This is a genomic window from Rhodococcus sp. O3 (genome assembly GCF_048897285.1).
Classification (GTDB): Bacteria; Actinomycetota; Actinomycetes; order Mycobacteriales; family Mycobacteriaceae; genus Rhodococcus.
The window spans coordinates 1-13002 of record NZ_JBMBTE010000028.1 but is presented as its reverse complement, the minus strand read 5'-3'; the positions used below and the strand labels follow the sequence as shown (position 1 = coordinate 13002).

At 69.2% G+C, this 13002-nt stretch carries 17 protein-coding genes; 8 read left to right on the top strand and 9 right to left on the bottom strand.

Annotation, left to right across the window (positions count from 1 at the left end):
- Window positions 1-500: 500 nt before the first annotated feature.
- The 8 genes from ACN675_RS10785 to mrf form a co-directional block, all read right to left on the bottom strand.
- Window positions 501-998 (bottom strand): MogA/MoaB family molybdenum cofactor biosynthesis protein, encoded by a 498-nt coding sequence (locus tag ACN675_RS10785; RefSeq protein ID WP_420750861.1) that lies wholly within the window; start codon window positions 996-998, stop codon window positions 501-503.
- Between the two features lie 68 nt (window positions 999-1066).
- Window positions 1067-2353 carry a S1C family serine protease gene (locus tag ACN675_RS10780; RefSeq protein WP_420750860.1) on the bottom strand — a complete coding sequence of 429 codons (1287 nt, stop codon included), beginning with the start codon at window positions 2351-2353 and terminating at the stop codon, window positions 1067-1069.
- A gap of 79 nt (window positions 2354-2432) precedes the next feature.
- Window positions 2433-3842: an ATP-binding protein gene (locus ACN675_RS10775; protein ID WP_420750859.1), complete on the bottom strand. Its 1410-nt coding sequence runs from the start codon at window positions 3840-3842 to the stop codon at window positions 2433-2435.
- Window positions 3843-3894: 52 nt separating this feature from the next.
- Window positions 3895-4584 carry a response regulator transcription factor gene (locus tag ACN675_RS10770; RefSeq protein WP_420750858.1) on the bottom strand — a complete coding sequence of 230 codons (690 nt, stop codon included), beginning with the start codon at window positions 4582-4584 and terminating at the stop codon, window positions 3895-3897.
- A 45-nt stretch (window positions 4585-4629) separates the two neighbouring features.
- Window positions 4630-5244: a trimeric intracellular cation channel family protein gene (locus ACN675_RS10765; protein ID WP_420750857.1), complete on the bottom strand. Its 615-nt coding sequence runs from the start codon at window positions 5242-5244 to the stop codon at window positions 4630-4632.
- 82 nt (window positions 5245-5326) lie between these two features.
- The gene (gene rpmF, locus ACN675_RS10760; RefSeq protein WP_420750856.1) at window positions 5327-5500 is read right to left on the bottom strand and encodes a 50S ribosomal protein L32; all 174 of its coding nucleotides are present in this window, start codon (window positions 5498-5500) and stop codon (window positions 5327-5329) included.
- Window positions 5501-5513: 13 nt separating this feature from the next.
- Window positions 5514-5771 carry a type B 50S ribosomal protein L31 gene (locus ACN675_RS10755; RefSeq protein ID WP_197252458.1) on the bottom strand — a complete coding sequence of 86 codons (258 nt, stop codon included), beginning with the start codon at window positions 5769-5771 and terminating at the stop codon, window positions 5514-5516.
- Window positions 5768-7009: a ribosome hibernation factor-recruiting GTPase MRF gene (gene mrf, locus ACN675_RS10750; RefSeq protein ID WP_420750855.1), complete on the bottom strand. Its 1242-nt coding sequence runs from the start codon at window positions 7007-7009 to the stop codon at window positions 5768-5770. Before mrf ends, ACN675_RS10755 begins: the two co-directional genes overlap by 4 nt.
- 116 nt (window positions 7010-7125) lie before the next feature.
- On the opposite strand from mrf, the gene rpmB reads away from it, so the two are divergent.
- The 4 genes from rpmB to rpsR are packed head-to-tail and all read left to right on the top strand — an operon-like array spanning window position 7126 to window position 8103.
- A complete protein-coding gene (rpmB, locus tag ACN675_RS10745) occupies window positions 7126-7362 on the top strand; it encodes a 50S ribosomal protein L28 (protein ID WP_197252460.1) in 237 nt (78 codons plus the stop codon).
- Window positions 7362-7526 carry a 50S ribosomal protein L33 gene (gene rpmG / locus ACN675_RS10740; RefSeq protein ID WP_197252461.1) on the top strand — a complete coding sequence of 55 codons (165 nt, stop codon included), beginning with the start codon at window positions 7362-7364 and terminating at the stop codon, window positions 7524-7526. Before rpmB ends, rpmG begins: the two co-directional genes overlap by 1 nt.
- Before the next feature lie 3 nt (window positions 7527-7529).
- Entirely contained in the window at window positions 7530-7835 is a 306-nt protein-coding gene (gene rpsN, locus ACN675_RS10735; RefSeq protein ID WP_420750854.1) for a 30S ribosomal protein S14, read from the top strand.
- 10 nt (window positions 7836-7845) lie between these two features.
- Window positions 7846-8103: a 30S ribosomal protein S18 gene (gene rpsR, locus ACN675_RS10730; protein ID WP_420750853.1), complete on the top strand. Its 258-nt coding sequence runs from the start codon at window positions 7846-7848 to the stop codon at window positions 8101-8103.
- 116 nt (window positions 8104-8219) lie between these two features.
- On the opposite strand, the gene ACN675_RS10725 is transcribed toward rpsR, so the two are convergent.
- A complete protein-coding gene (locus tag ACN675_RS10725) occupies window positions 8220-9032 on the bottom strand; it encodes a DUF559 domain-containing protein (protein WP_420750852.1) in 813 nt (270 codons plus the stop codon).
- Window positions 9033-9301: 269 nt separating this feature from the next.
- Between ACN675_RS10725 and ACN675_RS10720 the strand changes: the two genes are divergently transcribed.
- The 4 genes from ACN675_RS10720 to ACN675_RS10705 form a co-directional block, all read left to right on the top strand.
- Complete coding sequence (locus ACN675_RS10720; RefSeq protein ID WP_420750851.1) at window positions 9302-10492, top strand: RtcB family protein; 1191 nt, start codon at window positions 9302-9304, stop codon at window positions 10490-10492.
- Window positions 10493-10554: 62 nt separating this feature from the next.
- The gene (locus ACN675_RS10715) at window positions 10555-11481 is read left to right on the top strand and encodes an AEC family transporter (protein ID WP_420750850.1); all 927 of its coding nucleotides are present in this window, start codon (window positions 10555-10557) and stop codon (window positions 11479-11481) included.
- A 21-nt stretch (window positions 11482-11502) separates the two neighbouring features.
- Complete coding sequence (locus ACN675_RS10710; protein WP_420750849.1) at window positions 11503-11892, top strand: hypothetical protein; 390 nt, start codon at window positions 11503-11505, stop codon at window positions 11890-11892.
- Window positions 11893-11895: 3 nt separating this feature from the next.
- Window positions 11896-13002: MFS transporter (locus tag ACN675_RS10705; RefSeq protein WP_420750848.1), on the top strand; the 1107-nt coding region annotated here is incomplete at its 3' end.

The following is a 13002-nucleotide window of genomic DNA, read 5'->3' as shown; positions in this document are numbered from 1 at the left end:
ACGATCAGGTCACGGTATGACATCCGTCACGACAGAGAATCGGGTCGCAGGTCCTTCGCGGTCGGGGCAATTCAGACATAGGCGCTGGTCGGACCCCATCCGCAGAAGACCGGTGAGGCCGGACGTGGCAGCCCGGCGGGATCGCACTCCTTGCGTACGCGCGCAGAATTCCCACCATGTGGCATTTGCGAATGTTTCGGAAAGGTTTCGCAAAGGCGAATCAGAGTAGAAGTCCGACCCGACACGGAAATGGATGAGTGTCCGAGATCACACCTGGCCGTGGTGTGGAGGGACCTGTCTGCGGAGCCATTCGTCGGATTCCGACCGCTCTTCGCCCGGCTCCCGCTCGTCTCGCGTCGTCTCCGGCAGCACTTCGCCGAAGATGCGCGCGAGCCGAGCCCGGTCGATCCGACCCTTCCTACCTGGGGTTTCACCCTTCGTTTCACCCCGGGTGGTGTCCTTACCGGTGTCGGCGCCCTCTACTTCGTCGGCCACAACGGTCACTCCTCCAGCCGCGACAGTTCCTGGATGACGTGCGCGGCCAGCGGCGTCAAGGTCGCCATGCCGTCGCGGATCGCAGCACGCGAGGAGGCGAGATTCGCGACGAGCGTCGAGCCGGACACGCCGACCAGCCCCCGCGACAGTCCGGCGTCGAGGGCACCGGCCGACAGTCCCGACGACCGCAACGCCTCGCTGATGCCCTTCAGTTCGTGATCGAGGACTTCCTCCGTCGCGTCGGGAGTCACGTCGCGCGGCGACACTCCGGTACCGCCGACCGACACCACCAGGTCGACGCCACCGATCACCGCGGTGTTGAGCGCGTTGCGGATCTCGACCTCGTCGGCCGCGACCGTCACGACGCCGTCGACGACGAAGCCCCCTTCCTGCAGCAGTTCCGTCACGAGCGGGCCTGCGGAATCGGGACTGTCTCCGTGCGCAATACGGTCGTCGACGATCACGACGAGTGCACGGCCGGTTCTGGGCGCTTCGAGTTCCATGGATCCCACGGTAGTTCCCATGTCGAGGAGAAGAGCGGTATCAGTCGCCGACGGCCTGTCGTTCACAGTCAGCGCTCCTCGGCGGCGACGAGCTGCACGTCGACGCTCTTCTCGTTCCTGCCCTGGGCATCGGTGTAGGTGATGCGGACGGTCTCGCCGGGCGCATGGGACCGGATCGCCGCGATGAGCGAATCCCCGTCGGTGACGAGCCGGTCGCCGACCTTCGTGATGATCGAGCCGCGCGGGATACCGGCCTTCTCCGCCGGGCCACCGGCGGTGACCTCCATGACGGTCGCGCCGCGCGCGTTGTCCTGCGACGGCACCTGCACACCGATGATCGCGTGGGTCGCCGAGCCGTTGTCGATGAGTTCCTGCGCGATACGGCGAGCCTGATCGATGGGGATGGCGAAGCCGAGACCGATGGACCCGGACTGCATTCCGGACGTGGCGATGGCCGTGTTGATGCCGACCAGCTGACCGTCCATGTTCACGAGGGCACCGCCGGAGTTGCCGGGGTTGATGGCGGCGTCGGTCTGGATCGCGTCGATCACGGTGTTCTGGTTGCCCGCCTCGCCGCTCGTCGACACGGGCCGGTGCAGGGCGGAGACGATGCCGGAGGTCACGGTGCTCTCGAGCCCCAGCGGCGAACCCACCGCGACGACGTCCTGGCCGACCTGCAGCCCGTCGGACGTGCCGAGTTCGATCGGGGTCAGGTCGGTGCGGCCCTCGGCGCGCAGGACCGCGAGGTCGGAGATCGGGTCGGCGCCGACGACGGTGGCGGGCGCGGAACTTCCGTCCGAGAAGTACACGGTCATCTGCGCGCCCGGTCCGCCCCCGGCGGCGACATGGTTGTTGGTGAGGATGAGCCCGTCGGACGACAGGATCACGCCCGAGCCCTCCCCCTGCGAGGTGCGTCCGACGATTCCGATCCGCACGACGCTGGGCACGACCTTCTGCGCGACCGCCTGCACCGATCCGGCCGGCGCGTTCGCGATCGTCGTAGTTTCCGGTTTCGATGCGTCGAGCGAGTTGGTGACCGCCGGTGCGTCGTTACCGCCCACCGCCAATGCACCGACCACCCCGCCGACACCACCACTGAGCAGGGCCAACGCGATCGCGCCCGCGGCCAGTACACCCCGGCTGGGCCGCGAGGTCTGCTGATGCCCCGTCTGATGGGGAGGCTGGTGTGTGAACCCGGACTGCGGAACTCCGGGGTGCGGCGTGCCCTGCTGGTGCGGTCCGTGCTGCGGGGTTGCGCCGAGGGGTTCGGTCCGACCGTATCCCGGGTAGGGGGTGGTCGGCGGCTGGTACGGCTGCCCAGGGTTCTGGTCGTCGCTCATCTCGTCCCCGTTCATCCAACTTCCGGATTCCTACATATTCCAGATTGGACCCGATCGCTGAGAAGTCACTTAGAACACGCAAAGGAATTGGCTGTCAGTTCCCTGCGGAATAGCTGTCGGGAACCTCGTCCGACAGTTCGGGGGCTCCCGGCAACACGATGCGGATCAGCGCACCACCGCGCGAGGACCGGTCCACCGCGATCGTGCCACCGTGTTTCATCACCACCTGCCGCACGATCGCGAGACCCAGCCCGGAGCCGGGCATCGAACGCGCCGTGGTCGCCCGGTAGAACCGCTCGAACACGAGCTCGCGTTCCTCCTCGGGGATGCCTGGGCCGGCGTCGTCGACGGTCAGTTCCATCAGGCCCGTGCCGATCTGACGCATCCCCACGAGCACCTCGGCGCCCGACGGGCTCCACTTCGCGGCATTGTCGAGGACATTGAGGACCGCGCGCGACAGGGTCGCATGATCGCCGTACACGAACCACGGTTCGGTGGTCGCGGTGAAGTCGATCTCGGTGCGGCGACGCCGGGCCCGCTCGAGGCTGCGTTCGACGACGTCGGCGATGTCGACGGGCTCGAACACCGTCTCCGGGGCGTCCTCGCGGGCCAGGTCCACCAGGTCGCCGACCAGCGTCGACAGTTCCTCGATCTGCGCGATCACGTCCTCACGCAGTTCGGCCATGTCCTCGGCCGGAAGCTGCGGCGCCCCGGGCCGGCTCGCCGCGATGAGCAGTTCCATGTTGGTGCGCAGCGACGTCAACGGAGTCTTCAGTTCGTGCCCGGCGTCGGCGACGAGACGGCTCTGCCGTTCCCGGGACTCGGCCAGCGCCCGCAGCATCGTGTTGAAGCTCTCCGTCAGGCGGGCGAGTTCGTCGTGGCCGGTCACCCGGATGGGTCGCAGGTCGTCGGTGCGGGCGACGCGTTCGGCGGCGGCCGTGAGCCGCGCGACCGGTCTCAGGCCGGTACGGCCCACGGTCGCGCCGCCGGCGGCGGCCAGCACGACCCCGCAACCGCCGACGACGAACAGCACGCTGGCCAGGCGATTGAGGATCTGCACGGTCGGTTCGAGGCGTTGCGCGATGACGACGGTGCTGCCGTCGGGGATGCGCTGCGCGAGCACCCGCTGCTGCGACACCGTCCGCAGCGACGATTCGGCCTTGCCTTCCGCGACGGCGAGTTCGGGTTCGCCGATCGGCACCGTCGAACCCGGCGGCACGTAACGACCGAGATCCGGGTAGATCAGCGCGACGCTGATGACAGAACTGTAGAGCTTGGCGCCGCCGATGTAGCGGGGGTCGTAAGTGATGAGGGTGCTGGACTCGACGAGCGCGGACGCGCGGGCCTGCAACTGCTGGTCCACGTCCGAATACAGCGCCCGCGCGACGACCGCGTACGCGGCGATGGACGTCACGGCCACCGCGAGCGCGACCGCGCCCGCGGCGAGCAGTGTCACCCGGACACGCAGGGGCACCGAGCTGGTCAGCAGCATCGGAGGGCGCATGGGTCGCTTCACCGCGTCCGCCCGTCGCAGATCACGGTGGCGTCGCGCCCGATCACGGCGGCGTCTCGCGCAGGACGTAGCCGACCCCGCGAACCGTGTGGATCAGACGCGGCTCGCCCTCGGCCTCCGTCTTGCGACGCAGATACCCGACGTACACCTCGAGGGCGTTGCCGGAGGTCGGGAAGTCGTAGCCCCACACCTCCTCGAGGATGCGGCTGCGGGTGAGAACCCGGCGCGGGTTCGCCATGAGCATCTCCATCAGGGCGAACTCGGTACGGGTCAGGCTGATCGAACGGTTGCCGCGGGTGACCTCGCGGGTCTCCGGGTTCAGCGTCAGGTCCTCGAAGCTCAGCGTCTCCTCGGCGGTGCGGCTCGGATCGGGCCCCGCACGCCGCAGCAGCGCACGCAGGCGCGCGAGCAGTTCCTCGAGCGCGAACGGTTTCGGCAGGTAGTCGTCGGCACCCGCGTCGAGACCGGCGACCCGCTCGGACACCGAGTCCCGGGCGGTGAGCACGAGGATCGGCAGGTCGTCGCCGGTGCTGCGCAGTCGCCGGCACACCTCGAGCCCGTCGACGCGCGGCATCATCACGTCAAGCACCATCGCGTCGGGCCGGCTCGCCATGACCTGATCGAGGGCGTCCTGCCCGTCGGTGGCCAGGTCGACGGTGTAGCCGTTGAAACTGAGGGATCGACGCAGTGATTCCCGCACTGCCCGATCGTCGTCGACCACCAGAATGCGCATGCCCACCAGTGTGGCCCGAACCGGCTGAGAACTCGCTGAGAGGTGTCAGTCCTCGCGTGGCATCCGCGCCTGCGGCAGGCTCCAGCCGCGCCACAGTGCGAGCAGTCGCAGGCCGGTCGCGAGCACGGTGCCCAGCACCAGCGCGACGTTCTGTCCGACGCCCAGCTCGTGGGCCGCGACGAGAACCGCGGAGCCGAGCAGCGCCGGGATCGCGTAGAGGTCGCGCTGCAACAGCAGCGGCACCTCGTTGACCAGGACGTCGCGCAGGATGCCGCCACCGATCGCGGAGGTCGCGCCGATGAGCGCGGCCGCGAGGGGTTGCGCGCCGGCTTCGATGGCGATGGTCGCGCCGGTCGTCGCGAACAGGCCCATACCCAGCGCGTCGAGCACGAGGATCTCCCGGTTCAGCTTCGACACCACCGTGTGCATATAGAACACGAGGATCGAGGCGGCGAACGCACTTCCCAGGTACCGCCAGTTGCTCAGCGACGACGGCGGATGGATGTCGAGCAGCAAGTCGCGGACGATACCGCCGCCGACCGCCGTGAAGACCCCGACCAGGAACACCCCGAACAGGTCGAGCCGCTTGACGACGCCGACGAGCGCACCCGACATCGCGAACGCCACGATGCCCACGAGCTCGAGGATTTTCAGAAGCACCCGGTAACCATGCCATCCGCGTTCCCCCGCACCTCCGGGATCAGGTCGACGCGGGTTCCGTCACCCGGGGCGCGGGGGTCGGTCAGAGGTCGCGCGGATCGAGGAGGCCGCGGGCCACCACACGCACCAGCCGTCGGGGCACGCGGTGGGTCACCCCGCCGACGGTGACCGGGACCAGCTCGGGTGCCTGCGCGCTCCACCGGGACCGCCGGGTGCGGGTATTGGACCGGGACATCCGGCGCTTCGGAACTGCCATGTCTTCCTCCGTCTCAGGCGCGGCGCTGCCGCTTGCCGTACTTGCGTTCGAACTTCTCGACCCGTCCCGCGGCGTCGAGCACCCGCGCGGTTCCCGTCCAGAACGGGTGCGACTCGCTCGTGACGTCGACGACCACCAGCGGGTAGGTGTTGCCGTCGGACCATTCGACGGTCCGGTCCGAGGTGAGCGTCGAACGCGTCAGGAACGTCGATCCGGTGTTCGCGTCCTGGAACACAACCGGGTGGTAGTCGGGGTGGAGGCCGGTTTTCATGCCTGTCCTTCTTTCCTTTGTGCTGCCGGTTCGATCGCGAGGTCCTCGCTGTACTCGATCGCGAGTTCCTCGCAGGGGTCCCGGTGGTAGTCGCCGAACGGGTCTTCCCAGGTGGTCCAGCTCGCGGGGTCGGCGAACTCGACATCCGTGAGCAGTGCCGCATGCAGCGCACCCAGAATCTCGTCGGGGTCCGCGTCGTGAACGAGGACGACGAGCGAGCTGTCGCGGTCGCCGTAGGTGTCGTCCCAGCGCAGCGCGCCCATGGCCCGTCGCGTCGCGGGCACGCGTTCCTGCTGGTCCGGGGTCATCGACACGAGCCATGGCCCGGCATGCGCGACCCGCAGGCCGCCACCGGCGGACTCGAGCAGCAGCGCGTTGCCCGGTTGGGTGGCAACCCATGCGCGACCTCGCGCCCGTACGACCCCGTCGAGGAGCACGTCGATCGCCTCGTGTAGCCGCTGCGGATGGAACGGCCGGGCCGCGGTGAAGTGGAGGAGTCGCACTCCCCACTCCTCCCCGAGCGACGGTTGCCCGCGCAGCAGTGGGGCGTGTGCGTCGTCCACGTCCCCGCGACGCGCGGTCGCCGGGACCTGTGCGAGCAGGGCTTCGACGTCGGGCCGGTCCGTCCACGCGATGGGCGCACCGGGTGCGAGGCGGGCGAGCACGGCGTGCAGCCGGGCCTGCTGCCGGTCGTCTGCGCCGGGTGCGACGACGAGTGCGTCGGCGAACTCGACCTGGCCCACGACGACCTGCGCGACCGTGCGGTCGTCGTCGGTGCCGGGCCGCAGGTCGACGTCGCCGGTGGCGTCGTCGAGCCAGGTCCGCCCGTCGATACAGGTCACGACGGCCTCGACGCGCACGTCGCGGGCGGCCGGCCCGTCGATCTGCCCGACCACCCCGGCGACCACGACGTGTTCGACGGCCCAGCACAACGCCTCGGGTTCGAGCTGCGGATCGAGGTGCAGGACGATCCTGTCGACGGTGCTGCGGGTGTGGAGGCGGCGCAGCAGCGGCAGGAGATCTTCGCGCAGGGTGCAGGAGACACAGCCGTGGGCGAGTTCGAGAACGTCGAGTTGTTCGCTGTCGACGGTCGTGAGGGTGCGCCGCAGGACGCCTTCGTCGAGGTGATCGAGGTCGTGGTGCACGACGACGGTGCCGGGCCGCAGCAGTGCTCGTGCGGCGCGGTGGGTCGGACCGCGCAGGCCGGACACGACGATCAGCGGTGTCCTGGTGTCCACCGAATCCACCTTTCGATAACGATTGTCATTAGCTGGACGGCAGCGTACAGTCGGCCACGCCATTTGTCGAAAATGATTGTCGTTACGCTCAGCGTGTCGGCGAGGAAGGACACATCGTGTCGGCGCACTGCCAGGTCACCGGACGCGCTCCCGGCTTCGGGAAGACCGTCTCCCACTCCCACGTCCGAACGAACCGCCGCTGGAACCCGAACATCCAGCGCAAGACGTACTTCGTGCCCTCGGAAGGCCGGCGCGTCACCCTCACCGTCTCCGCGAAGGGCATCAAGACCATCGACCGCGACGGCATCGACGCAGTCGTCGCCCGGCTGCGAGCACGGGGAGTGCGGCTCTGATGGCCCGCAACGAGATCCGCCCCATCGTCAAACTCCGCTCCACCGGCGGCACCGGATACACCTACGTCACCCGCAAGAACCGCCGTAACGACCCCGACCGTCTCGTCCTGCGCAAGTACGACCCGGTGCTGCGCCGGCACGTCGACTTCCGCGAGGAGAAATAGCGCGTGGCCAAGAAATCGAAGATCGCTCGCAACGAGCAACGCAAGCTCGTCGTCGCCCGCTACGCGCAGCGCCGCGCCGAACTGAAGGACGTCATCAGGCGGCCGTCGAGCACCGACGACGAACGCCGCGCCGCGCAGGCCGCACTGCAGAGACTGCCCCGGGACGCGAGTCCGGTAAGATTGCGCAATCGAGACGCTGCGGACGGCCGCCCGCGCGGCCACCTGCGAAAGTTCGGGCTCTCACGCGTGCGTGTGCGCGAGCTCGCCCACCGCGGGGAATTACCCGGCGTCCACAAGTCGAGCTGGTGAGGAGCACCGAATGGCAGTCAGGCGAGGACCGTCCAAGAAGGCACGCGCGCAGGAGAGCCGCCGCCCCAAGAAGAACCCGCTCTTCGCAGCGAAGATCGAGCACGTCGACTACAAGGATGTGAACCTGCTCCGCACGTTCATCTCCGACCGCGGCAAGATCCGCAGCCGTCGCGTCACGGGCCTGACCCCGCAGCAGCAGCGTCAGGTTGCCGTCGCGGTGAAGAACGCCCGCGAGATGGCACTGCTCCCCTACGTCAGCAGCAAGTAGGAACAGCATTCCGACGCCGCCCCGTCCACATCCGGACGGGGCGGCGTCGTCGTACCCGGGCACGAGTGTGCAGTTGTCGTCGATATCCGGGCGCTTTCGCAACAAGAACTGCACACTCACACCGGAGCACCCGCCGCACGCAGGCACCTGCGGACCCGTTCCACGATCGACCTCGGGCGGGTCCGGAGCTGCTCCGAATTCACCCGGACCACCGACCATCCCAGCGACACGAACGCGTCGTACCGTTCGATGTCCTTCGTCCGTTGCCGTTCGTCGGTCCAGTGGTGGATGCCGTCGTACTCGACGACCGTGCGCCACTCCCGCCAACCCATGTCGGCCCAGCCGACGATGCGATTCTCGTCGAGAATCGGAAGCTGCGTCTGCGGCGCGGGCAGCCCGTTGCTCACCAGCAGAAGTCTCACTCGTGTCTCCGGGAGCGACTCTGCTCCCGGGTCCACCAGGGGGACGACGGCGCGCACCTGCTCCAGCCCACGTGCGCCGACGTACCGCTCCGCTACCCGCAGGATGCACGCAGGGTCCAGACCGGTGGCCCGGCACAGCGCGTCGAGCTGCTCTACGGCCTGCGCCGGTCGCAGCCACCGGGCGAGATCGAACGCGGTCCGGTCCGGCGTCGTCACCGTCATTGCGTCGACGGTGCAGATCTCGTCCTCGGCCAGCGCGTCGCCGTGCACCAGGATTCCGTCGGTCCCGCGACGACTGCCGGTCCGGATGAGCTCGGCGGGCATGCGAGGGTCGATCCACCTGCTGCCGTGCACGGCAGCGGCCGACCGGCCGGCCAGCACCCCGTCCCCGGACGCCCACAGCAACGCCGCGCGAGCACGACGCAGCGCCGTCACCTCGGCGTCGGGATGGATGTAGACATTGCGGTGCAGCCGCCGCATCCCCCGCAGCCGGTGCGGGTCAGGCATTGCCGGGCCAGCGCGTCCGTACCGCAGAACGGTTCGTCGAATTCCCCCATGAGGTCGAGAGTGCCCGCAACCCGAAGCGCGGGGAAGCCCGGATTCGGGATCTGTGGACAGCTCCGCGAGTGGGCACAAGTTGCTGTAAAAACCGGCATCCGACAACCATTTGTGCACACTCGCCCCCGGCTCGGGCACGAAAAATCGGACGACAATAGGAGTGGGCGCCGTCTACGGTCCGTCGCGGAACACCGACGACCGAGGAGGAAGCAGCAGTCATGTCCGAGTTCCCGCTCTCACTGAGCGGTCAGCCCATCGTCCGGCTGTGGGCGCACGAACACGAGATTGAACCGCAGGCACTGGCCCAGCTGCGCAACATCGCGCGGCTCGACCCGGTGCGCATTGTCGCGGTCATGCCCGACGTGCACCTCGGCAAGGGCGCCACCGTCGGCTCGGTCATCGCCATGCACGACGCCGTGGCGCCGGCGGCGGTCGGAGTGGACATCGGCTGCGGAGTCGCCGCGGTGAAGACATCGCTGACCGCGGCGGACCTGCCCGGCGATCTCGGTCCCCTGCGAGCGGCGATCGAGAAGGCCATCCCCGTCGGATTCTCCCTCCACAAGAGCCCGGTCAAGACCCGACGGCTCGGCGGGACGATCGAGAGCCGGTCCGCCCGGCTGTGGGAGCGGTCGAAGGAACTGCACGCCCCGGTTGCGCGGGCACTGGCCAAGGCACCGTGCGCGGTCGGCACCCTCGGCGGCGGCAACCACTTCATCGAGTTGTGCCTCGACGCCGACGACGCGGTCTGGCTGACGCTGCACTCCGGGTCGCGCAACATCGGCAAGGAACTGGCCGAACGCCACATCAGTGTCGCCAAGCACCTGCCGCACAACCGCGACCTTCCCGACCGCGACCTGGCCTACTTTCTCGCAGGGGCCCCCGAGATGGATGCGTACCTGTTCGATCTGCGCTGGGCCCAGGACTACGCGGCCCTGTCCCGCGCGGTGATGGTCGCGCTGTTCCGCGACGTGGTGACCGAGGCGTTCCCGCAGGTCCGGTTCACCGACGAGATCAACGTTCACCACAACTACGTCGGGAGCGAGACCGTCGACGGTGTCGAGTACGTCGTCACCCGCAAGGGCGCGATCCGGGCCGGGTCCGGCGACCTGGCGCTGATCCCCGGATCGATGGGGACCGGCTCGTACGTGGTGCGCGGCCTCGGCAACCCGCGGTCGCTGTACTCGGCGTCGCACGGGGCAGGCCGCCGGATGAGCAGGGGTGCCGCGAAGCGCACCTTCACCGTCGACGATCTGCGCGCCCAGACCGCCGGGGTCGAATGCCGCAAGGATGCCGGTGTGGTCGACGAGATCCCGGGCGCCTACAAGGACCTGAACGAGGTGATCGCCGCGCAGGACAACCTCGTCGAGGTGGTCACCCACCTGCGTACGGTTCTGTGCGTGAAGGGCTGAAACCCGCGCGGATACCGGGTGTGACCCGGGTCATCGGGGTCTGATCTCTAGACTCGGCCGTCGTGTCTGGCGTGGTTGCGGGGTTCAGTGTCATCTTCGTGATCATCGCGATCGGATTCGTCCTCGGCCGCACCGGAACGCTCGGTCCCGAGGGGCAAGTGGTGCTCAGCCGCCTGGTGTTCTTCGTCGCGACCCCGGCGCTGCTGTTCGACGCACTCGCCACCTCCGACCTTTCGGTCATCTTCTCCCCCACGCTGTACGTCGCCGCCGCCACCGCGTTCGCGATTGCCGCGCTGTACCTGGTGATCGCGAAGCTGTGGCTGCGGCGCCCGTTGCCGGAGCTCACCATCGGGGCGCTCGCCGCGTCGTACGTGAACTCCGCGAATCTGGGCATTCCGATCGCGGTGTTCGTCCTCGGCGACGCGTCGTTCGTCGCGCCACTGCTGCTGTTCCAGATCGTGCTGTTCTCCCCGATCGCGCTCACGATCCTGGACCTGTCGACGATGCGGGCCGGTGCGTCCCGCATGGAGACCGTGACCGCGCCGTTCAAGAATCCGATCGTGCTGGCCGGCGCAGCGGGCCTGATCGTCGCGGTCACCGGGGTGACGCTGCCGGCCGCCGTGCAGCAACCGTTCCACCTGCTCGGCGGCGCGTCCGTCCCGGGGGCGCTGCTCGCGTTCGGGTTGTCGCTGCAGGGGGTGAAGGTCCTCGAGAAGGGGCAGAGCCCGCGTCGCGACGTCGCGCTCGCCTCGGTCCTCAAGATCGGTGTGCAGCCGGTGCTCGCGTATCTGATGGCGCGCTACCTGCTCGGTCTGGAAGGTCACGAGTTGTTCGCGATCGTCGTGGTCGCGACCCTGCCGACCGCGCAGAACGTGTTCGTCTACGCGAGCCGCTACGGCCGCGGGATGGTTCTGGCCCGCGACGCAGCGCTCGTGACGACCCTCGCATCGATCCCCGCCATCGGCCTCGTCGCCCTCCTGCTCGCATGATCGGCGCATAACGTGGGGTCCATGCGTCTGCCGTCGATCCTCGCCTGCGCCCTGACGCTTGCCGCGTGCGCTGCCGGCGACGCCGACGCGCCGCCGCTGCCGCAGGCGCCGACCCCCGCCGGCGCGACCGTGTTCACCGCACGCGCCGACCTGCTCGACCCGCATCCTGTGGAGATCACGTCGTGGTCGCCGGCGGGCGACGGCATCGCCGTGCACTTCGAGACCGGTACGCCCGAGTGCTACGGCGTCGACGCGACCGTCACCGAAACCGACAGCGCGGTCGCGGTCGCGCTGGAGGGCGGAACGCTGCCGGAGGCCGCGGACCGCATGTGCATCCAGATCGCCGTGACCGGCGTCCTCGAACTGCCGCTGCAGGCACCGCTCGCCGGTCGTACCGTGACGGCCGGTTGATCCGTGTCGTACGTATCCCGCCACTGGCTGATCTACCTGTGCACCGCGACCGCGCTGCTGCACGCCGCGTTCCAATCCGTCCGCGTGCTGGTGTCCTATCGGGTGCTGGCGCTCGGCGGGGACGCCACCACCATCGGCGCGATCACCGCGCTGTACGCGATCGTGCCGCTCGTCGCCGCCGTCCAGTTCGGACGGGCGGTGGATCGGCACCACGCTGCGGGCATCCTGCGTTCCGGTGTCGTCCTGACGACGGCCGGTGTCGCGGTGATCGCGCTGAGCCCGAATCTGCCGGTGCTCGGCGTCGGCAACGTCGTGCTCGGGCTGGGCCAGCTGCTGGTCACCGTGTCGGGACAGGCCTTCGTGTCGATCCTGTCGCCACCGGACCGCCTCGACCGCGGCTTCGCCTGGCTCACCCTCGGGGTGTCGGTCGGGCAGGCCGCCGGCGTACCTCTCGCCGGGGCGATCGCCGCGGCGGGCGGGGACGATCCGACGGCCGTGAACACCACCCCGGCGCTGCTGGTGATGACCGCGATCTCCGCGGTGGCGCTGCCGTTCGTCGTCGGACTGCGTGAACCTCCCGAGTCCGGCCGCCGCGGCGCCGACGACGCACCGCAGTCGGTGCTGTCGATGCTGCGCACCCCCGGCATGAAACCGGCGATGCTGTCGAGTCTCGTGGTGCTCGCGGCCGTGGATCTGGTGGTCGTGTACCTGCCGCTGCTCGGCGCCGAATTCGGGTTCGGCGTGCTGCTCGTGTCGGCTCTGCTCACCGCCCGCACGATCGCGTCGATCGCGTCGCGCGCGCTGTTGCCGTGGGCGTTGCGCCGGTTCCCGCGGCGGGCGCTGCTGATCTCCGCGACCGCCGCGACGATCGTCCCCGTCGCGCTGATCCCGCTCGTCCCGAACCCGTGGGTGATCGGCGCGCTCCTCGCGATCTGCGGCATGTTCTGGGGTGTCGGCCAGCCCCTGACCATGACCTGGGTGGTGCAACTGGTCTCGGCGTCGGACCGCGCCTCGGCCCTCGCGGTCCGCTTGACCGGCAACCGCTTGGGACAGGTCGCGATCCCGCTCGCGGCCGGCGCGGTCGCGGGTGTGGCGGGCACGGCGTCGGTG